Annotated in this window: 15 protein-coding genes and 4 riboswitches; of the genes, 7 read left to right on the top strand and 8 right to left on the bottom strand. The window is 62.8% G+C overall.

Features of this window, described 5'->3' with window-relative positions; all coding sequences use genetic code 11:
- Position 1: 1 nt before the first annotated feature.
- The 6 genes from O4H53_RS06710 to O4H53_RS06685 all read right to left on the bottom strand — a co-directional run bounded on the left by O4H53_RS06710 (position 2) and on the right by O4H53_RS06685 (position 6,980).
- Positions 2–769 carry an ABC transporter ATP-binding protein gene (locus tag O4H53_RS06710; RefSeq protein WP_269362380.1) on the bottom strand — a complete coding sequence of 256 codons (768 nt, stop codon included), beginning with the start codon at positions 767–769 and terminating at the stop codon, positions 2–4.
- Positions 766–1,806 (bottom strand): FecCD family ABC transporter permease, encoded by a 1,041-nt coding sequence (locus tag O4H53_RS06705; RefSeq protein ID WP_269362379.1) that lies wholly within the window; start codon positions 1,804–1,806, stop codon positions 766–768. The genes O4H53_RS06710 and O4H53_RS06705 overlap by 4 nt, the downstream gene beginning before the upstream one ends.
- A complete protein-coding gene (locus O4H53_RS06700) occupies positions 1,803–2,813 on the bottom strand; it encodes an ABC transporter substrate-binding protein (protein WP_269362378.1) in 1,011 nt (336 codons plus the stop codon). Before O4H53_RS06700 ends, O4H53_RS06705 begins: the two co-directional genes overlap by 4 nt.
- A gap of 171 nt (positions 2,814–2,984) precedes the next feature.
- Positions 2,985–3,180: riboswitch (cobalamin riboswitch) on the bottom strand.
- Between the two features lie 97 nt (positions 3,181–3,277).
- Positions 3,278–4,285, bottom strand: coding sequence for an ABC transporter substrate-binding protein (locus O4H53_RS06695; RefSeq protein WP_269362377.1), 1,008 nt, complete (start codon positions 4,283–4,285; stop codon positions 3,278–3,280).
- Positions 4,286–4,456: 171 nt separating this feature from the next.
- Positions 4,457–4,655: riboswitch (cobalamin riboswitch) on the bottom strand.
- A 20-nt stretch (positions 4,656–4,675) separates the two neighbouring features.
- A complete protein-coding gene (locus O4H53_RS06690) occupies positions 4,676–5,749 on the bottom strand; it encodes a hybrid-cluster NAD(P)-dependent oxidoreductase (protein WP_269362376.1) in 1,074 nt (357 codons plus the stop codon).
- A gap of 4 nt (positions 5,750–5,753) precedes the next feature.
- Positions 5,754–6,980: an aromatic ring-hydroxylating oxygenase subunit alpha gene (locus O4H53_RS06685; protein ID WP_269362375.1), complete on the bottom strand. Its 1,227-nt coding sequence runs from the start codon at positions 6,978–6,980 to the stop codon at positions 5,754–5,756.
- A 121-nt stretch (positions 6,981–7,101) separates the two neighbouring features.
- A riboswitch (cobalamin riboswitch) is annotated at positions 7,102–7,302 on the bottom strand.
- Between the two features lie 127 nt (positions 7,303–7,429).
- A riboswitch (cobalamin riboswitch) is annotated at positions 7,430–7,621 on the top strand.
- Positions 7,622–7,717: 96 nt separating this feature from the next.
- On the opposite strand from O4H53_RS06685, the gene nrdH reads away from it, so the two are divergent.
- The 4 genes from nrdH (at position 7,718) to nrdF (ending at position 11,502) form a co-directional block, all read left to right on the top strand.
- Positions 7,718–7,939 (top strand): glutaredoxin-like protein NrdH, encoded by a 222-nt coding sequence (gene nrdH, locus O4H53_RS06680; protein ID WP_114274842.1) that lies wholly within the window; start codon positions 7,718–7,720, stop codon positions 7,937–7,939.
- A gap of 10 nt (positions 7,940–7,949) precedes the next feature.
- Positions 7,950–8,366, top strand: a complete 417-nt coding sequence (nrdI, locus tag O4H53_RS06675) for a class Ib ribonucleoside-diphosphate reductase assembly flavoprotein NrdI (protein WP_269362374.1) — start codon at positions 7,950–7,952, stop codon at positions 8,364–8,366.
- A gap of 68 nt (positions 8,367–8,434) precedes the next feature.
- Positions 8,435–10,516, top strand: coding sequence for a class 1b ribonucleoside-diphosphate reductase subunit alpha (gene nrdE / locus O4H53_RS06670; protein WP_331284225.1), 2,082 nt, complete (start codon positions 8,435–8,437; stop codon positions 10,514–10,516).
- Between the two features lie 8 nt (positions 10,517–10,524).
- Positions 10,525–11,502: a class 1b ribonucleoside-diphosphate reductase subunit beta gene (gene nrdF, locus O4H53_RS06665; RefSeq protein ID WP_269362372.1), complete on the top strand. Its 978-nt coding sequence runs from the start codon at positions 10,525–10,527 to the stop codon at positions 11,500–11,502.
- Between the two features lie 219 nt (positions 11,503–11,721).
- Here nrdF and metH read toward each other — a convergent pair whose 3' ends face one another.
- Both metH and O4H53_RS06655 read right to left on the bottom strand, forming a co-directional pair.
- The gene (gene metH, locus O4H53_RS06660; protein ID WP_269362369.1) at positions 11,722–14,436 is read right to left on the bottom strand and encodes a methionine synthase; all 2,715 of its coding nucleotides are present in this window, start codon (positions 14,434–14,436) and stop codon (positions 11,722–11,724) included.
- Positions 14,433–15,476 (bottom strand): homocysteine S-methyltransferase family protein, encoded by a 1,044-nt coding sequence (locus O4H53_RS06655; RefSeq protein WP_269362368.1) that lies wholly within the window; start codon positions 15,474–15,476, stop codon positions 14,433–14,435. Before O4H53_RS06655 ends, metH begins: the two co-directional genes overlap by 4 nt.
- A 176-nt stretch (positions 15,477–15,652) precedes the next feature.
- Between O4H53_RS06655 and O4H53_RS06650 the strand changes: the two genes are divergently transcribed.
- The 3 genes from O4H53_RS06650 to O4H53_RS06640 are packed head-to-tail and all read left to right on the top strand — an operon-like array spanning position 15,653 to position 18,672.
- Positions 15,653–16,789: an ABC transporter substrate-binding protein gene (locus tag O4H53_RS06650; protein WP_269362366.1), complete on the top strand. Its 1,137-nt coding sequence runs from the start codon at positions 15,653–15,655 to the stop codon at positions 16,787–16,789.
- 60 nt (positions 16,790–16,849) lie between these two features.
- Complete coding sequence (locus O4H53_RS06645; protein WP_269362364.1) at positions 16,850–17,917, top strand: FecCD family ABC transporter permease; 1,068 nt, start codon at positions 16,850–16,852, stop codon at positions 17,915–17,917.
- Entirely contained in the window at positions 17,911–18,672 is a 762-nt protein-coding gene (locus O4H53_RS06640; RefSeq protein ID WP_269362362.1) for an ABC transporter ATP-binding protein, read from the top strand. The genes O4H53_RS06645 and O4H53_RS06640 overlap by 7 nt, the downstream gene beginning before the upstream one ends.
- Positions 18,673–18,707: the final 35 nt, after the last annotated feature.

The raw sequence follows: 18,707 nt of genomic DNA, 5'->3' as shown, positions 1-18,707 counted from the left end.
TTCACACCTCGTGACATAGAAAGCGAAAGACGGTTGCATTGTCGGCGGGGTCGCGCAGCCGGGTGGCCTGAACGCGAAAGATCGAGGCCAGCCGCGCGGTGCTCAGCACCTCATCGGGCGGCCCGCAGGCGACCATGCGCCCGCCGTCCATCACCGCCAGGCGGTCACAGCCCATCGCCTGGTTGAGATCATGCAGCGCCATGACCACCGTCACCGGCAGATTGGCCACCAGCCGCAGCAGTGACAGCTGGTGATGGATATCAAGATGGTTGGTCGGCTCATCCAGGATCAGGATGCGCGGCCGCTGCGCCAGTGCCCGTGCGATCTGGACCCGCTGGCGTTCACCGCCCGACAGCGTGGCCCAGCGGTGCCCTGCCATCTGGGCCATGCCCACGGCCTCCAGCGCATCGGTCACGATGGCCCGGTCCTGCGCACCGAAAGGGGCCAGCGCCGACAGCCAGGGCGTGCGCCCCAGCTCGACCACATCACGCACCAAAAGCGCCTCGGAGGTTTCGGCGATCTGTTCCACAACCGCAATCTTTTGGGCGATGTCGCGCCTGCTGAGCGTGGTCAGGGGCGCGCCCTCCAGCAGCACGGTGCCGGTGCGGCGCGTCAGCAGCCCCGCCAAAAGGCGCAGCAGCGTGGATTTGCCGGAACCGTTCGGGCCGATCAGGCCAAGCGTCTCACCCGGCGCAACCTCAAGCGAGACCTCCTCGACAATGGGCCGCGACCCTGCCGCCCAGCCAAGGGATTTTGCCTCAAGCCTCATGACCATCTCCTGTTGCGCACAAGGATCAGCGCAAAGCCCGGTGCGCCAACCAGCGCCGTGACCACACCAATCGGGACAACCTGACCGGGGATCAGCATGCGCGAGGCGATATCCGCCAGGATCAGAAAGACCGCCCCCGCCAGGGCGGAGGCAGGCACCAGCCGCGCATGCCGTGGCCCGACGACAAAACGCATGGCATGGGGGATCACAAGGCCCACGAAACCGATGGAGCCGACCAGGCTGACCATGGTGGCGGTCATCAGGGTCACGGCGCCGATCAGCATGATCTGCACCCGACGCACCGCGATGCCAAGCGAGGCCGCCGAGGACACGCCGAAGGAAAACGCATCCATTGCCCGCGCAAACCACAGGCAGATCAGAAAGCCGACCGCGGTGACGGGGGCCGCCAGCACCACATCGGGCCAGCGCACCCCCGACAGGTTGCCCAGCAGCCAGAACATGATCCCGCGCGCCTGTTCCGCATTTGCCGATTTGGCGATCAGAAAGGATGTGAGCGCGTTGAAAAGCTGCGAACCGGCGATGCCCGCAAGCACCAGCTGCGCAGAGCCGCCACCCGCCGCGCGCGCGAGCATTGCCACCACGGCAAAGGCCAGCGTCGCCCCGACAAAGGCCCCGCCCGAGATCCCCAGAAGACCGCCGCCAACGCCCAGAATGGTGACCGCAACCGCACCGGCTCCGGCCCCTGCGGACACGCCCAGCAAGTAGGGATCGGCCAGCGCATTGCGCACCAAAGCCTGTAGAACGACACCCGACAGGGCAAGCCCCGCACCACAGGCGGCAGCCAGCAGGGTGCGCGGCAGACGATAGCTCCAGATGATCCCGGCGTCGATGGGATCGACGATCAGCCCGGCGTCCCAGATGTTATTGGCAAAGACCGCCGCCACCGTCGCAAGCGGCAGCGGCGTCTCACCAATGACGACACCGCCCAGAACGGCCAGCATCAATATGGCCGCCCCCTGCGCGACCCGCAGCCCATATGTGCGCCGCAAAACGCGGGGGGCAGCCAGATCACTCATTGAAGATCAAACTCCGGCAGGGCCTCGGCCAATGTCTCAAGCGCTGTGACATTGCGGATCGAGGGGTCCATCGAATGCGCGTTCAGGACCACGATGCGGTCATTCCTGACCGCGTCCATCTGGCTGGTCACCGGATCGCTGCGCAGGAATTCCAGCTTCTTCTCCACATCATCCGCCTCGAAACGGCGCCGGTCCATTTCGGCGACGACGATGACCGAAGGATTGGCGCGGGCGATGCTTTCCCAGCTGACAACCGGCCATTCCTCGTCGCTTTCCACAACATTGCGCAGCCCGAGCTTCTCCATCATGTAACCCGGAGGTCCCTTGCGGCCCGCGACATAGGGGTCGATGTCCATCTCGGCGGAGGAGAACCAGAACACGGCCGAGGCATCCTCAAGATCCAGCGCCGCCGCCTTTTCGATGGCCGCCGCTTCGCGGGCTTTCAGATCCGCGACCAGAGCCGCGCCTTTTTCGGACACGTCAAAGATCTGTGCCAGCTGGGTGACACCGGCATAGATGCTGTCCATCTCGAACATGGCCAGACGGGTGCCGTCCGATCCGGTGCTGTTGTCCTTGGCCCAGCAATCGGCGGGCAGCACGAAGGTCGGGATGCCAAGGTCGGCAAACTGGTCGCGGGTGGCCACGATGCCCTGCGGGCCGATGTGCCATTCATATTGCACGACAACCACATCGGGGCGCTTCTCGACCACGGATTCAAAGCTGGGGTCATTGTCGGCCAGACGTTCGATGCCAGCGTTCAATTCGGTGAAATCCGGCAACACTTCGGTGAACCAGACCGAGGTGCCGGCAACCCTGTCGCCAAGCCCCAGCCAATACATCAGTTCGGTTCCGGCCTGACCGACAGTCACCGCCGTTTCAGGGGCCGCGTCAAAGGTGACGTCGACGCCGCAATTCTCGATTGTCAGGGGATAGGTCGTCTGGGCCTGCGCCATCGGCGCGAAACAGACCGCGCCCAGCAGGGCCGCCCTTAGTGTCTTGTGGTACATCCTATGTCTCCGGAGTGTGATGCGCCCGGAGACAAAGAGGGTATGGCGAACCCATGGCTGGCCCGCACGGCAACCGGGGCGGCTGACATCTGCAGGCTGGCGATGGAGGGTGCGTGGGAGCACCGCTGGACAAAGTTCATTCGACACCTCCCCGGACTCCCCGCCCGGGCCGCGTTACGTTTGCTGTCGGCAGGTCTCCTGACTGGCGGGTCGTCACGGCAGCGGCCTTCCCATGGCACGGGGCCACAGTGGCATGATCGCTGCACGCTCATCGCCTACAGTTGCGGGGGCAGTTCCGGTTCACCGCTTGCGCGGTGGCGGATTCCCTTTTTGATTCCTTGCGGAAACCGACAGACGTTGTTCTAGCCAGCAATTTCCGCAGCCGCAATCGCCGATCTCGGGCCGCTCAACCACAGCCCGGAGCGCGACGGGTCGCAGCTGCGCGGCAGGGGCGGCGGCACCGGTCATTTCAGGCCCTGCGCCTCCATCGCTTCGGCCAGTGCCTCAAGCCCGTCGATGATCCGGGTCGAAGGGTTCAGCGTCATCGCGTCCATCGGCAGCACCCGGCCCTCGCTGACCGCCTCCATCAGGCTGGCCACCGGATCGCCGGTCAGGAACGCCATCTTGGCCTCGGTCGAATCCATCGGATAGCGGCGGCGGCTCATATCGGCGATGGCGATGATCGTCGGGTTCTTCCGGGCGATTGTCTCCCAGCTCACGGTCGGCCAGTCCTCGAAACTGTCGATGATGTTGGTCATCCCGAGTTGCCGCGCCATGTAGCCCGGTGCGCCGTTCTGCCCGGCGACATAGGGGTCGGCCTCCGTGGTTGCCGACGAGAACCAGAAGACGACGCTGACATCCCCGGAGACCGCGCCGACCTTCGCCTTTGCCGCTGCTTCACGCTTGCGCAGCTCCGCGATCAGCGCCGCGCCCCGGTCCTGAACGTCAAAAATCTCGGCCAGCTCGGCAATGTCACGATAAACGAGGTCCATCTCGAAGGGCACCGGGCGCGGGCCGTCCGAGGCTTCCATCTGCGGCCGGTCGGCACAATCCGACGGCAGGTTGTAGGCCGGAATGCCGAGGTCCGCGAATTGCTGGCGCGTGCCGACGGACCCCTTTATCCCGATGTAATATTGCAGGTCAGTCGTCACCAGGTCGGGGCGGCGTTCGATCACCGCCTCGAAGGAAGGGTTGTTGTTGTCCAGCCTTTCGATCCCGGCATCCACTTGCGCGAACTGCGGCAGCACCGGACTGCGCCAGACCGAGGTCGCCCTGACCCGGTCGGCCAGCCCCAGCTGATACAGGATCTCGGTGCCCCGCTGGCCAAGCGAAACCACAGTCTCGGGGGCCTTCGGGAACACCAGTTCTATGCCGCAATTGTCGATGGTCAGCGGATAGTCGGTTTTGGCCAATGCCGGCAGCGCCAGCACCATTGCCGTCAGGGCGGCGCCGCTCAGGGATTTGAGGGACATATGTGATCTCCGGTTGATGAAGCGACCGGAGACAGGAAGGGATTGCCGACCTCGGACGGCAACACGGCGCCGGCCGCGAGGGCCGGAGCATTGTTGCAGTTACCGGAAACCCCGAAAGGCCCCGTTGAGGAAAACGTCATATGGCACCTCCCCGGACACCCCGCCCGGACCGCGTTGCTGTTGCATGTCGGCAGGTCTCCTGACTGACGGGTCGCTGTGCTTGGCTGCCTTCCCATGGTCCTTGGACCACAGTGGCTTTTATGGCTTGGCACTCGCCGTCTACAGTTGCGGGGGCAGTTCCGGTTCACCGCTTGCGTGGTGGCGGATTCCCTTTTGATTCCTTTCGGAAACCGACAGAAGCTGGTTAACCTCTCGTTCTGGTGAATACAATCACACCTCGACGGTGACCTTGCCGATCGGGTTCGAACAGCAGGCCAGGATATAACCCTCCGCGATATCATCCTCCGAGATGCCGCCGTTATGGACCATGTGAACATCGCCCTCCGTCTTGCGGATCTTGCAGGTGCCGCAGATGCCAAAGGTGCAGCCCGACGGGATGTTGAGCCCGCTGGCCTTGGCTGCCGCCAGGACGGTGTCGGTCTGTGCGACCCTGGCAGTGACGCCGGAGGTGGCAAAGGTGATCTCGGCGCTGGTATCCTCGTCCGGCACGATGTCGTCCAGCGCGGGGGCCTCGGCCTCGTTCGGGGTGGGGGCCTGGAAATTCTCCTGGTGGTAGCGATCCATGTCATAGCCAAGACCCTGAAGCGCCTCGCGCACGGTCTGCATGAAGGGCTCGGGCCCACAGCAAAAGACTTCGCGCTCCAGATAATCGGGGGCCATGAGGCCCAGCATCAGCTGGTTGATCTGGCCGCGATAGCCGGTCCAGGGCGCAAAACGGTCGGCCGCCTTGACGATCCAGTGCAGGTCGATGCCCGGCACCCGGCTGGCCATATGCTCCAGCCGCTGGCGAAAGATGATCTCGGACGGGCGGCGCGCGCAGTTCACAAAGACGATGTCAGGCTCGGTGCCCAGATCGAACATCCAGGTGGTCATCGACATCATCGGCGTGATGCCGGACCCGGCCGAGATGAACAGGTATTTGTCTGACGGGAAATCGGTATGGGTGAACCAGCCCGCCGGTCCCGTCACCTTCAGCCGCATGCCGGGTTCCAGGTGGTCCAGCATCCAGCGTGTGCCGATGCTGTCAGCCTGCGCCTTGACGGTGATCGAGATCGACCGCGGCCGCGACGGCGAGGAGGAAATCGTATAGGTCCGGTGCACGGTGCCGCCGGGCACCGGCAGTTCCAGCGTCAGGAACTGACCCGGCTTGAAGTCGAACAGCGCCCCCGAGGGCGCGCGAAAGGTGAATGTGGCGGTATTGGCCAGCTCGGGGATGACTGACACGCATTCCAGCGGTTCATCGTCCTGCCAGAAGATATTGGACGGATGGGCGATATCTTTCATCGTGTTACTCCGCCGCCATCTGGGTCGGGGTCAGCCGCCGCGACATCGTGTTGCAATACCAGTCGACAAAACCGATCACGCCGGTCTCGTGGATGGGCGAATATGGACCGGGCTCATAGGCGGGTGAATTGATGCCGCGCTGGTTGTCTTCCACCACCCGGCGGTCCTCGTCATTGGTGGCGATCCAGACCTCGGTCAGGCGCTGGAGATCGTAATCCACACCTTCCACGGCATCCTTGTGGACCAGCCATTTGGTCGTGACTTGCGTTGTCGTCGCCGTCAGCGGTGTGACGCGAAAGACGATGGAATGATCCGGCAGGAAATGGTTCCAGGTGGTGGGGTAATGGTATTTCAGCAACGTGCCGGCGGTGTCGTCCCGGACCCGCCCGAGAAACTTTGTCACTGCGGGTTTCAGATCCATCGTAAAGCTCTTGGCACCCGGCAGAAGCGGCATCCGCGCAAGGCGGTATTGCATGTCCTCGGCCATGCGGAATTGCGAGGGATAGCCCTGATCTTCCAGCCGGTCGAAATGGGTCTGAAGATGCGGCGGTGTCTCCCCTTCCTCGATGCCGGTGACGGTCGGATCATCGGTAAAGGACCGGCACAGGCCCGGATGGTTGCCCCCGCAATGGTAACATTCGCGGTTGTTTTCCCAGACCAGTTTCCAGTTGCCGTCTTCGATGATGCTTGTCTCATGCGCGACCTTGGCGTCGCTCAGGTCATGCACCGCAAGATAGGGCTGCGCGAGGGCGGCGAAAGCCTCGAAATCGGGCGCTTCATCGGCAAGGCAGATATAGATCAGCCCCTGCAGATCCCGGCAATGGACCGGCTTCAACCCATGCTGTGACGGATCGAAATCAGGCCCCATTTCGCGGGCCCACAACAGCTTTCCGTCCAGACTGTATGTCCATTGGTGATAGGGGCAGACCAGGTTGGGCGACACGCCCTTTGCCTTGTTGCAGATGACCGATCCGCGATGGCGGCAGGAATTGTGAAAGGCGCGGATCACGCCATCGGAACCGCGCACGATGACCACGCCGTAGCTGCCGACCTGATGGGTGACATAGCTGCCCGCTTTGGTCAGTTCGCAGGCAGGGACGGCGAACAGCCAGTCGCGGTAGAAAATCGTTTCCATATCCGCGCGAAAGACGTCGGGATCGGTGTAGAAGGGTTGTTCCAGCGCATGGCCGGCGCGGCGCCGTGCCAGCAGGTCGCTGAGTGGGTGGGTCATCTTTCTGGTCTCCTGCCGCGCCCCGCGGATCGATTTGGGCAGATGACAGCACAAGACACCGATGGGCCGCAGCCTCTGGGAGGTGCCGCGCGCCAATTCAGTGCCAAGACCGCCACCCGCGGTTGAACAACTTCACCAAGGCTGGTTTCCGGACTTGATCGCAGCCCGTGAGGGCCCGAGGCGCAACGCCTTCCCGGGCTCCTCCTGCCCAGTGGCCGTTGATGCGCCGCATTACGATCTTACCGTTGCGGGGGCAGTGCCGGATTTTCGCCGGCTTCCCAATTCTCGGACCGAAGCCCGCACCTTGTGCCGCCATGATAGGCCGGACGCATGTTTTATGAAGATTTATTTGCGACCAAAACACTCTTGGAAAAGACAGCAACGCATTTTCCCGGAAGGGAAGGTAAAAAGGCCGACATCTATATATTGACAGTTTGCCTCAAGTTCACCCAATATGCAGTTGCTTTGGTGCCGGCGACTCGTCTTGCCGGTGAAAAGGGAAGCTGGTGAAAATCCGGCACTGCCCCCGCAACTGTAAGCAGCGAGTCACGTCCCGTTACCACTGGTGCATGCCGCACCGGGAAGGGGGTCGCGACACCCGAGCTGCGAGTCAGGAGACCTGCCGGAGCACCATAGATGACGACCGCGGCGGAGGGCCGGGGCGCGTGTTCCGGTGCCGCTGGCGCCCGATCCCGTGCCCTTGCTTTCGTGCCAACACCATAGTGAGGACAGGGCAAATGACCATTACAGTCTATTCGAAACCGGCCTGCGTGCAATGCACCGCAACCACCCGCGCGCTTGAGATGCGCGGCATTGATTTTCAGCTGATCGACCTGACCGAGGATGCCGCGGCAATGGCACTGGTGCAGGGCCTGGGCTATCGGCAGGCCCCCGTCGTGGTGGCAGGCGATGATCACTGGGCCGGATTCCGCCCCGACAAGATCAGCGCGATGATCTGAGGGCGCGGCAATGGGCGGGCTGGTCTATTTCTCGTCCCGGTCGCAGAACACGCATCGTTTCGTGGGCCGGACCGGTCTGGCGGCGGCGCGTATTCCGCCGGACCCCGAAGCGCCGCTGCCCGCTCCCGACGCGCCCTTTGTGCTGGTCACACCGACCTTTGCGGACGGGCAGGGGCGCGGCGCGGTTCCCAAACCGGTGATCCGCTTTCTCAACATCGCGCGCAACCGTGCGCTGTTGCGCGGGGTCATCGCCTCGGGCAACCGGAACTTCGGCGCGACCTATGCGCTGGCGGGCGATGTGATCGCCAGAAAATGCGCCGTGCCGGTGCTGTATCGCTTTGAACTCGCGGGGACCGACGGTGATGTCGCCCGTGTCCTGGATGGATTGGACAGATTTTGGAAAACGCAACTCTTGACCGCGAACTGACCGACAGCGCCCCGGCCGCAGCGGTGCCTGCCGAATGGCAGGGGCTCGACTACCACGCGCTGAACGCGATGCTGAACCTCTATGACGATCAGGGGCATATCCGTTTCGACGCCGACCGCATGGCGGCGCGGCAGTACTTCCTGCAGCATGTGAACCAGAACACGGTGTTCTTTCATTCGCTGGATGAAAAGCTGGACTATCTGGTCAGCGAAGGCTTTTACGAAGAGGCCGTGCTGAAGCAATATGACCGCGGCTTCCTGCACCGGATCTGGGCGGCAGCCTTTGCCCTGAAATTCCGTTTTCCGACCTTCCTGGGCGCGTTCAAATACTACACCAGCTACACGCTGAAAACGCTCGATGGAAAACGCTATCTCGAACGCTTCGAAGACCGCGTGGTGATGGTCGCCCTGACGCTGGCGCGCGGCAGCGAAGACGACGCGATGCGCCTGATGAACGAGATCATCGCAGGCCGGTTCCAGCCCGCAACACCGACCTTCCTGAACGCGGGCAAGGCGCAAAGGGGCGAGCTGATCTCCTGTTTCCTGCTGCGTCTGGAAGACAACATGGAAAGCATCGGGCGGGGCATCAATTCGGCCCTGCAATTGTCCAAGCGCGGCGGCGGCGTGGCCCTGCTGCTGACCAACCTGCGCGAACATGGTGCGCCGATCAAAGGGATCGAGAACCAGTCGTCCGGGGTGATCCCGGTGATGAAACTGCTGGAAGACAGCTTTTCCTATGCCAACCAGCTGGGCGCGCGTCAGGGCGCCGGAGCCGTCTATCTGAACGCGCACCACCCCGATATCCTGCGTTTCCTCGACACCAAGCGCGAGAATGCGGATGAAAAGATCCGGATCAAGACCCTGTCGCTGGGCGTGGTCATCCCCGACATCACCTTTACCCTGGCCAAGAAGAACGAGGATATGTACCTGTTCTCGCCGCATGATGTGGAACGGGTCTACAAGGTGCCTTTCTCGGAAATCTCGGTGACCGAGAAATACCACGAGATGGTGGACAACCCCAGGATCCGAAAGAAAAAGATCAACGCGCGGGCGTTCTTCCAGACGCTGGCCGAGATCCAGTTTGAATCGGGCTATCCCTATATCATGTTCGAAGACACGGTGAACCGCGCCAACCCGGTCAAGGGGCGCATCGTCATGTCGAACCTGTGTTCCGAGATTCTCCAGGTCAGCGAGGCCTCCGAGTTCAACGACGATCTGAGCTACAAGCATCTGGGCACCGATATCTCCTGCAACCTCGGGTCGCTCAACATCGCCAAGGCAATGGATGGTGGCGATCTGGGGGGCACGGTGCAGGCGGCGATCCGGGCGTTGAACGCGGTGTCGGAACTGTCGGCCATCGACTCGGTGCCTTCCGTGCGCCGGGGCAACGACGAAGGACATGCCATCGGGCTCGGGCAGATGAACCTGCACGGTTTCCTCGCGCGCGAGCACATCCACTACGGCAGCGCCGAGGGCGTGGATTTCACCAACATCTATTTCGCTACGGTGCTGTTCCACTGTCTGCGCGCATCTAACGCATTGGCGCGCGAACGCGGCCGCAGCTTTGCCGGTTTCGCAGCGTCGAAATACGCCGATGGCAGTTTTTTCGATACCTATGTCGAACGGGACTGGCTGCCCGAAACCGCGCGCGTCAAGGCCCTGTTCGACCAGTTCGGCATCGAGGTGCCCAGCCGTCAGGACTGGAACGCGCTGAAAGAAGAGGTCATGAAGGACGGGTTGTTCAACCGCAACCTTCAGGCCGTGCCGCCGACCGGGTCGATCAGCTATATCAACAATTCGACCTCGTCGATCCACCCGATCACCTCGAAGATCGAGATCCGCAAGGAGGGCAAGCTGGGCCGCGTCTATTACCCGGCGCCCTATATGACCAATGACAATCTTGAGTACTACCGGGATGCCTATGAAATCGGGCCGGAGGCGATCATCGACACCTATGCCGCCGCGACGCAGCATGTGGATCAGGGCCTGTCGCTGACGCTGTTCTTCAAGGACACCGCCAGCACCCGCGACATCAACCGCGCCCAGATCTACGCCTGGAAGAAAGGCATCAAGACAATCTATTACATCCGCCTTCGCCAACTGGCGCTGGAAGGAACCGAGGTGCAGGGCTGCGTCTCCTGCTCGTTGTGAGGACCGAAATGAAAGATCTGACCCATTCCCGCCCCGTGCCGCGCGCGATCAACTGGAACCGTTTGCAGGACGACAAGGACCTGGAAATCTGGAACCGTCTGACGGTGAACTTCTGGCTGCCGGAAAAGATGCCGCTGTCGAACGACATCCAAAGCTGGTCGCAGCTGTCGGAGGAAGAACAGCGCCTGACAATCCGCGTGTTCACTGGCTTGACGCTGCTGGACACGATCCAGAACACCGTCGGCGCACCTGCGCTGATGGCCGATGCGGTCACACCGCATGAAGAGGCGGTTCTGACCAATATCGCCTTCATGGAAGCGGTCCATGCGCGGTCCTATTCCTCCATCTTCTCGACCTTATGTTCCACTGCCGAGGTGGACGAGGCATTCCGCTGGTCGGAAGAGAATGCGCAGCTGCAGCAGAAATCGCGGCTGATCCTGGATGAATATGACGCCACATCGAACCCGCTGCGCAAGAAGGTGGCCAGCGTGTTTCTGGAAAGCTTCCTGTTCTATTCCGGCTTTTACCTGCCGATGCATTGGTCCAGCCGCGCCAGGCTGACCAACACCGCCGATCTGATCCGCCTGATCATCCGCGACGAGGCGGTGCATGGCTATTACATCGGCTACAAGTTCCAGCGCGCCATGGAACGGCTGACCGAAGCGGAGCGGGCCGAGTTGAAAGACTTTGCCTTTGCGCTGATGTTCGACCTCTACGAGATCGAGACCCGCTATACCGCGATGCTCTATGACCCGCTGGGGCTGACCGAAGACGTAAAGAGCTTTCTGCACTACAACGCCAACAAGGCGCTGCAGAACCTCGGCTTCGAATCGCTGTTCCCCGAGGAATTGTGCAAGGTGAACCCGGCGATCATGGCGGCCCTCAGCCCCAATGCGGATGAGAACCACGATTTCTTTTCCGGCTCCGGCTCATCCTATGTCATCGGCAAGGCCGAGGCGACCGAAGACGCCGATTGGGATTTCTGAACGCGCCGCGCGGCTGTCGCGCGCCCTGCGAAACTGGCCCGAACCGGACCTTCGACGCAGGGCGGCCTGCGGCCTTGATGCCGCGCGCGGGGAAAGCGGAAAGGGCTCGCAGGTCGCCCGGCCGTACCAGGCACAAACATCTCCTTTGCTCGCGCGCCGGTGATCCGGTTCAGCGATGCGCCTCGAAAGCCGGTTTTGCCTCACAGCTGTCAGCGGCGGCTATTCCGCCGCGATGACGGCCCGTTGTGCAGGCACATAGTTCAGGATCGGCGCAAGCCAGCGTTCAACCTCGTCGAACGGTATGTTCTTGCGGCTGGCATAATCCTGGACCTGATCCCGTTCGATCTTGGACACGCCGAAATAATAGCTGTCGGGATGCGCGATATAGAGGCCGGACACCGATGAACCCGGCCACATCGCCATGCTTTCCGTCAGCGTGACACCTGTGGCGGCCTCGGCGTCCAGCAGGCTGAACAGGGTCCGCTTCTCTGTGTGGTCCGGCTGGGCGGGATAGCCCGGGGCGGGGCGGATGCCCTGATAGGGCTCGCCGACCAGTTCGTCAGGCGCAAAGGTTTCATCGGCGGCATAGGCCCAGTAACTGCGGCGCACGCGCTGGTGCAGCATCTCGGCCATGGCCTCGGCAAAGCGGTCGGCCAGTGCTTTGACAAGGATCGCGGAATAATTGTCGTTTTCATTGTCGAACCGCTTGGCGATCTCGGCCTCCTGCGCACCTGCGGTCACGACAAACCCGCCGACCCAGTCGTCGGTCCCATCGGGGGCGACAAAATCGGCCAGTGCCACATTGGGGCGGCCGGGGCGTTTGGCATGTTGCTGGCGCAGCGTGTGCAATCTGGCCAGATCACCGCTGCGGGAGCTGTCGGTGAACAGCTGGATGTCATCGCCCCGTGCATTGGCGGGCCAGAACCCGACAACTGCCCGCGGCCCGAACCATTTTTCATCAATGATCCGTTTCAGCATTTGCCTGGCGTCGGCAAACAGTGCCCGCGCGGCTTCGCCCTGTTTTTCATCCTCAAGGATTTTCGGATAGACGCCCTTCAGCTCCCATGTGCGAAAGAACGGCGTCCAGTCGGTATATTCGGCAATCTCGGCCAGATCCCAATCCTCGATGGTCCTGGCACCGGTAAAGCTGGGGGCGGGCACGGTATAACCGCTCCAGTCGATCCGCATCGCATTGGCACGCGCCTCGGCCAGCGGCACACGTTTCTTGGCGCGTTCGGCGCGTTCATGGCGCTCGGTCACCTCGATGTATTCGGATCTGATCCTGTCGATATAGGCGGCCTTGCGGTCCTTGCTCAGCAGCTCTCCAACCACCCCCACCGCGCGGCTGGCATCCAGCACATGGACCGCCTGACCCCGGGTGTAGCGCGGCGCGATCTTGACGGCGGTATGTACCTTTGAGGTGGTGGCGCCCCCGATCAGCAGCGGAATGTCAAAACCCTCGCGCTCCAGCTCGGCGGCCAGGTGGGACATTTCGTCAAGGCTGGGGGTGATCAGGCCGGACAGGCCGATCACATCGACATTCTCGTCACGGGCGATCTGCAGGATCTTCTGTGGCGGCACCATCACCCCAAGGTCGATGATTTCATAGTTGTTGCAGGCCAGCACGACGCCGACGATGTTCTTGCCGATGTCATGCACATCGCCCTTGACCGTGGCCATCAGCACCTTGCCCGCGGTCTCGCGGCCGACACCGCCGTTCAGCAGCTTTTCCTCTTCCATGTAAGGCAGCAGGACCGCCACGGCCTGTTTCATCACCCGGGCCGATTTGACCACCTGCGGCAGGAACATCTTGCCCGCGCCAAACAGGTCTCCGACCACGTTCATGCCCGCCATCAGCGGCCCTTCGATCACATGCAGGGGGCGTTCGGCAGACTGGCGCGCTTCTTCTGTATCGGCTTCGATGAACTCGGTGATGCCGTTGACCAGCGCATGTTCCATCCGCTTTTCGACACTCCATTCGCGCCATGCCAGATCGCGCAGCTTTTCCGTGCGCGCACCGCCGCGAAAGCGGTCGGCGATGTCCAGCATCCGTTCGGTTGCATCGTCGCGACGGTTCAGCACCACATCTTCGCAGGCCGCGCGCAACTCGGGATCAATCTGGTCATAAACCGCCAGCTGCCCCGCGTTGACGATCCCCATGTCCATGCCCGCCTGAATGGCGTGGTAGAGGAACACCGCATGCATCGCCTCGCGCACCGTGTCATTGCCGCGGAAGGAGAACGACAGGTTCGACACCCCGCCCGAGACATGGGCATGGGGCAGGTTGCTGCGGATCCAGCGCGTCGCCTCGATGAAATCGACGCCGTAATTGTTGTGTTCCTCAATGCCAGTCGCCACGGCGAACACATTGGGGTCAAAGATGATGTCTTCGGGGGGAAAGCCGACCTCATCCACCAGGATGCGGTAGGCGCGTTCGCAAATCTGGATCTTGCGCGCGCAGGTGTCGGCCTGGCCGTCCTCGTCAAAGGCCATGACGACCACCGCGGCACCATAGGCAAGGCACAGGCGCGCATGGTGGCGAAAGGCGTCTTCGCCCTCTTTCATGCTGATCGAATTGACCACGGACTTGCCCTGAACACATTGCAGGCCTGCCTCGATCACCTCCCATTTCGAACTGTCGATCATGACCGGCACCCGGGCAATGTCCGGCTCGGCGGCGACAAGGTTCAGGAACTCGATCATCGCGGCCTTTGAATCGATCAGCCCCTCGTCCATGTTGACGTCGATGATCTGGGCACCGTTTTCGACCTGATCCCGCGCCACGTCCAGTGCCGCACTGTAATCGCGGTTGGTGATCAGCTTGCGGAACCGCGCAGAGCCGGTGACATTGGTGCGTTCGCCCACATTCACAAAGGGAATGTCAGGGGTCAGAACAAAGGGCTCCAGCCCCGACAGGCGCAGATGGCGGCTCATGCTGCCACCTTGCCTTGCAACTGGCGGGGGGCATGGGGTGCCACTGCTTCGGCGATGGCGGCGATATGGTCGGGCGTGGTGCCACAGCAGCCGCCGACCACGTTCACCAACCCTTCGGCAGCGAATTCGGCCACCTGCCGCGCGGTATCCCCGGGCCCTTCGTCGTATTGCCCGAAGGCATTGGGCAACCCGGCATTGGGATAGGCACAGATCAGCGTATCCGCCACGCCCGCAAGCTCCGCGATATGCGGGCGCATCGCGCTGGCCCCAAGCGCACAGTTCAGACCCACGGTGAACGGCCGCGCATGGCTGACCGAATGCCAGAAGGCGGTGGGTGTCTGCCCCGACAGCGTGCGCCCGGAGGCATCGGTAATGGTCCCCGAGATCATCAGCGGCAGCCTCCTGCCCTGTTCTTCAAAGGCCTCGAAGCAGGCGAAAATCGCAGCCTTGGCGTTCAGCGTGTCAAAGATGGTCTCGATCAGGATCAGATCGGCCCCGCCCGCGATCAGCCCGCGCACCTGCTGGCCGTAGGCCAGGCGCAAGTCGTCGAAGGTGACAGCACGGTATCCCGGATCGTTTACATCCGGGCTGAGTGATGCGGTTCGGTTTGTCGGCCCGACCGCCCCCGCCACGAAGCGCGGCCTGCCGTCGATGGCCGTCGCCCGGTTCATCGCAGCACGGGCGATGCGCGCCCCTTCGGCGTTCAGGTCGTGCACGGCGCTTTCCATCCCGTAATCGGCCTGCGCGATGGTGGTGGCGGAGAATGTGTTGGTCTCGACAATATCCGCACCGGCCATCGCAAAGGCGAAATGGATATCCTCCACCGCCTGCGGCTGCGTCAGGGTCAAAAGGTCGTTGTTGCCCTTCTGCGGATGCTCGGAATGGTGGCGGCAGCCATGGCCGGACCCATGCCCGGCGTAGTCCTCTTCACTCAGGCCAAGGGTCTGGATCTGCGTGCCCATGGCACCGTCGAGGATCAGGATACGCTCGCGTGCAAGGGCAGCGATCTGCTGGGCGGGATCTGGTTTTTGGGATGTCATGCGCTGCACATAGGTCATCGGGGGAGAAGAGGAAAATTCATAATATTGCAGAACAATATGAAAATCTCTCATATAGGCGTGATCTGACTTAACATAGTAAATTTGTCGACTTTTTAGTTGGCTGAAAAAGTGGGAAATAATAGGCGAGCCTCAGAGACCCTTCCAAGGAGCATCCCATGACCTTTCAACCCTTCCTCGGCGCATGTGCGCTGAGCCTTTTCGCAGCCAGCCTTGTGCAAGCCGATCCCGTCACCGTGACCGACATTGCAGGCCGCGAAGTCACCGTCGACGCACCGGTCGAACGTGTGATCCTGGGCGAGGGCCGTCAGGTGTTCTTTACCGCCGTTCTGGACACCGAAAACCCCTTTCAGCGCGTGGTCGGCTGGCGTGACGACTTTCAGGAAGCCTCGCCGGAAACATATGACATCTACGCCCGGAAATTCCCGCAAATGGCGGATATCCCCACCTTTGGCGGTTTCAAGGACGGGTCGTTCGACATCGAACAGGCGGTGTCATTGAACCCCGATGTGCTGATCATGAACCTTGAATCCAAGGCCGCAACCGACGAGGCCGGCTACGAGGAGAAACTGGCCAAGGTCGGCATCCCGATTGTCTACGTCGATTTTCGTGAAAAGCCGTTCGAGCATACGGCACAATCCATGGAGATCATCGGGCAGCTTTTCGGCAAGGAAGAAAAAGCCGCAGAATTCGAGCAATTTTACGAAGAGCAGATCGCCCGCGTGACCGATGTGATCGCCGCCCAAACGGATTTGCAGCGCCCGCTGGTCTTTGTCGAGCGAGCAGGCGGTTACACCGAAGATTGCTGCATGTCCTTCGGGAACGGCAACTTTGGCCGTTTCGTGGAACTGGCGGGGGGCACCAACATGGGCTCCGAATTCATCCCCGGCACCTTTGGCACCGTGAACGCGGAGCAGGTCATCGCCTCCGACCCGGACCAGATCGTGGTCACCGGCGGCAACTGGGACGCCTATGTGCCCGGCGGTGCCTGGATCGGCATGGGGCCGGGCTCCGATGTGGACGAGGCCAAGCGCAAGCTGGCGGCGCTGATGGACCGCCCGGCCTATACCGGGGTGAAGGCCGTGAAAAACGGGCAGGTGCACGGCATCTGGCACCAGTTCTACAACTCGCCCTACAGTTTTGTCGCCGTGCAGCGGCTGGCCACATGGCTTCACCCCGAGCTGTTCGCCGACCTTGATCCCGAAGCGACGCTGAAGGAATTGCACGAACGCTTCCTGCCGGTGGACTACAGCCCCGGCTACTGGGTGTCGCTGGACGGCGCCCCGACCAACTGACCCCGTCACTGTCACAGCAAGGCGGCCCCGGACGGGTCGCCACTTGCAGTTGGAGAGATCATGACCATTGCAGACGCAGATGCCCCCAGGGCCGCAGGCGCACAAAGCTATCGCGGGATGGCCACCCGCCGCATCGCCATCCTGGGCGGGCTGAGTATCGCCCTGGTGCTGTCGGTGGCAGTGGACGTGTCACTGGGGCCTGCACGCTATGCCGTGTGGGAGGTGTTGCAGACGATCTTTGCGCCCGGGACCGCCGATGTGCAGATGCGCGTGGTGGTCTGGGACATCCGCATGCCGATGGCGCTGCTTGCGGTGACCGTGGGGGCCAGCCTGTCGCTGGCGGGCGCGCAGATGCAGACCATTCTGGCCAACCCGCTGGCCAGCCCCTTCACGCTGGGCCTCTCGGCGGCGGCCAGCTTTGGTGCGGCGCTGGCCATGGTGCTGGGCGTGGCGCTGTTTCCCGGCGCGGTGTCGCTGATGGTGCCGATCAATGCCTTTGCCATGGCAATGGCCGCCTCCATGCTGATCTTCGGCCTGTCGACCCTGCGCGGCGTGACCACGGAAACCATCATCCTGCTGGGCATCGCGCTGGTCTTCACCTTCAACGCGGCACTGGCGCTGCTGCAATATTTCGCCTCCGAACAGGCGCTGTCGGCGGTGGTCTTCTGGACCATGGGCAGCCTGACCAAGGCGACATGGGGCAAGGTCGCCATCACCGCCATCATCCTGTGCATCTGCACCCCGCTCTTTGCCCGCCGCGCCTGGGCGCTGACGGCGATCCGGCTGGGCGAGGTTCGCGCCGCGGCCATGGGCGTGCCCGTGAAACGCCTGCGGCTTGAGGCGCTGGTGCTGGTCTCCATCCTCGCCGCCGTGCCGGTCAGCTTTGTCGGCACCATCGGCTTCATCGGAATTGTCGGGCCCCATGTGGCGCGGCTGCTGCTGGGCGAGGATCAGCGGTTTTTCCTGCCCGGCGCGATGCTGTCGGGGGCGGTGATCCTCTCGGCCACATCGGTCCTGTCCAAGGCGCTGCTGCCGGGGGCGGTCCTGCCTATCGGTATCATCACGGCACTGGTGGGCGTGCCGTTCTTTGCCGCATTGATCCTGACGAAAGGACGCAAATCATGGTAAGCCTGACGCTGGAGCACATCGGCGCACGCTACGGGCGGCGCGATATCCTCACGGACGTCTCTGCCCCCGTGCAGGGCGGGGCGCTGACCGCCCTTGTCGGGGCAAATGCCGCCGGCAAATCAACGCTGTTCCGCCGGATCGCCGGACATCTGCGCGGCGCGGGCCGGGTGCGGCTGGCGGGCGCGGAACCCCATGAGCTGCGCTACATGCCGCAGGACACGGGCATGTCCGCGGCACTCACCGTCTATGAATCCATCATCCTGGCGCTGAAACAGGACCGCGGCGGCTGGCGTCTGTCCGCCGATGAATTCCGCGCCGTCGACGCGGTCCTGCACCGTTTCGGGATATCTCACCTGGCGCACCAGCAATTGCCCGATCTTTCGGGTGGTCAGCGGCAGTCGGTCTCCATCGCCCAGGCGCTGGTCAACGGCCCCAAGGTGGTGCTGATGGACGAGCCGACCTCGGCGCTTGACCTCAACCGCCAGTACGAGGTGCTGGAAACATTGCGGCAATATGCCCAAGAAACCGGCGCCGTGATGATCCTGGCGCTGCATGACCTCAATCAGGCGATGCGGTGCTGCGCCGCGACCCTGGCGCTGGGCGAGGGCCGGATCCTCGCCAGCGGCCCCACGCTCGAAGTGCTCACGCCCGCCCTGATCCGCCGCCTCTACGGGATCGACAGCCGCGTCGAACATTGCTCGCGCGGCTGCCCGGTGATGATCGTGGATGGACCCGCGGATCGGGCACTGGCCTGACGCCCCGCCCCGGGCAGGCAAGGGCCCGGCCTGCG

This window comes from Sulfitobacter sp. G21635-S1 (assembly GCF_027213915.1).
Lineage (GTDB): Bacteria > Pseudomonadota > Alphaproteobacteria > Rhodobacterales > Rhodobacteraceae > Sulfitobacter.
This window is presented reverse-complemented; position numbering and strand designations above follow the sequence as displayed.

Excerpts from the sequence above, each read along its gene's own strand:
- O4H53_RS06710 (WP_269362380.1), bottom strand. The coding sequence starts at position 769 with ATGAGGCTTGAGGCAAAATCCCTTGGCTGGGCGGCAGGGTCGCGGCCC.
- O4H53_RS06705 (WP_269362379.1), bottom strand. The coding sequence starts at position 1,806 with ATGAGTGATCTGGCTGCCCCCCGCGTTTTGCGGCGCACATATGGGCTG.
- O4H53_RS06700 (WP_269362378.1), bottom strand. The coding sequence starts at position 2,813 with ATGTACCACAAGACACTAAGGGCGGCCCTGCTGGGCGCGGTCTGTTTC.
- O4H53_RS06695 (WP_269362377.1), bottom strand. The coding sequence starts at position 4,285 with ATGTCCCTCAAATCCCTGAGCGGCGCCGCCCTGACGGCAATGGTGCTG.
- O4H53_RS06690 (WP_269362376.1), bottom strand. The coding sequence starts at position 5,749 with ATGAAAGATATCGCCCATCCGTCCAATATCTTCTGGCAGGACGATGAA.
- O4H53_RS06685 (WP_269362375.1), bottom strand. The coding sequence starts at position 6,980 with ATGACCCACCCACTCAGCGACCTGCTGGCACGGCGCCGCGCCGGCCAT.
- nrdH (WP_114274842.1), top strand. The coding sequence starts at position 7,718 with ATGACCATTACAGTCTATTCGAAACCGGCCTGCGTGCAATGCACCGCA.
- nrdI (WP_269362374.1), top strand. The coding sequence starts at position 7,950 with ATGGGCGGGCTGGTCTATTTCTCGTCCCGGTCGCAGAACACGCATCGT.
- nrdE (WP_331284225.1), top strand. The coding sequence starts at position 8,435 with ATGCTGAACCTCTATGACGATCAGGGGCATATCCGTTTCGACGCCGAC.
- nrdF (WP_269362372.1), top strand. The coding sequence starts at position 10,525 with ATGAAAGATCTGACCCATTCCCGCCCCGTGCCGCGCGCGATCAACTGG.
- metH (WP_269362369.1), bottom strand. The coding sequence starts at position 14,436 with ATGAGCCGCCATCTGCGCCTGTCGGGGCTGGAGCCCTTTGTTCTGACC.
- O4H53_RS06655 (WP_269362368.1), bottom strand. The coding sequence starts at position 15,476 with ATGACATCCCAAAAACCAGATCCCGCCCAGCAGATCGCTGCCCTTGCA.
- O4H53_RS06650 (WP_269362366.1), top strand. The coding sequence starts at position 15,653 with ATGACCTTTCAACCCTTCCTCGGCGCATGTGCGCTGAGCCTTTTCGCA.
- O4H53_RS06645 (WP_269362364.1), top strand. The coding sequence starts at position 16,850 with ATGACCATTGCAGACGCAGATGCCCCCAGGGCCGCAGGCGCACAAAGC.
- O4H53_RS06640 (WP_269362362.1), top strand. The coding sequence starts at position 17,911 with ATGGTAAGCCTGACGCTGGAGCACATCGGCGCACGCTACGGGCGGCGC.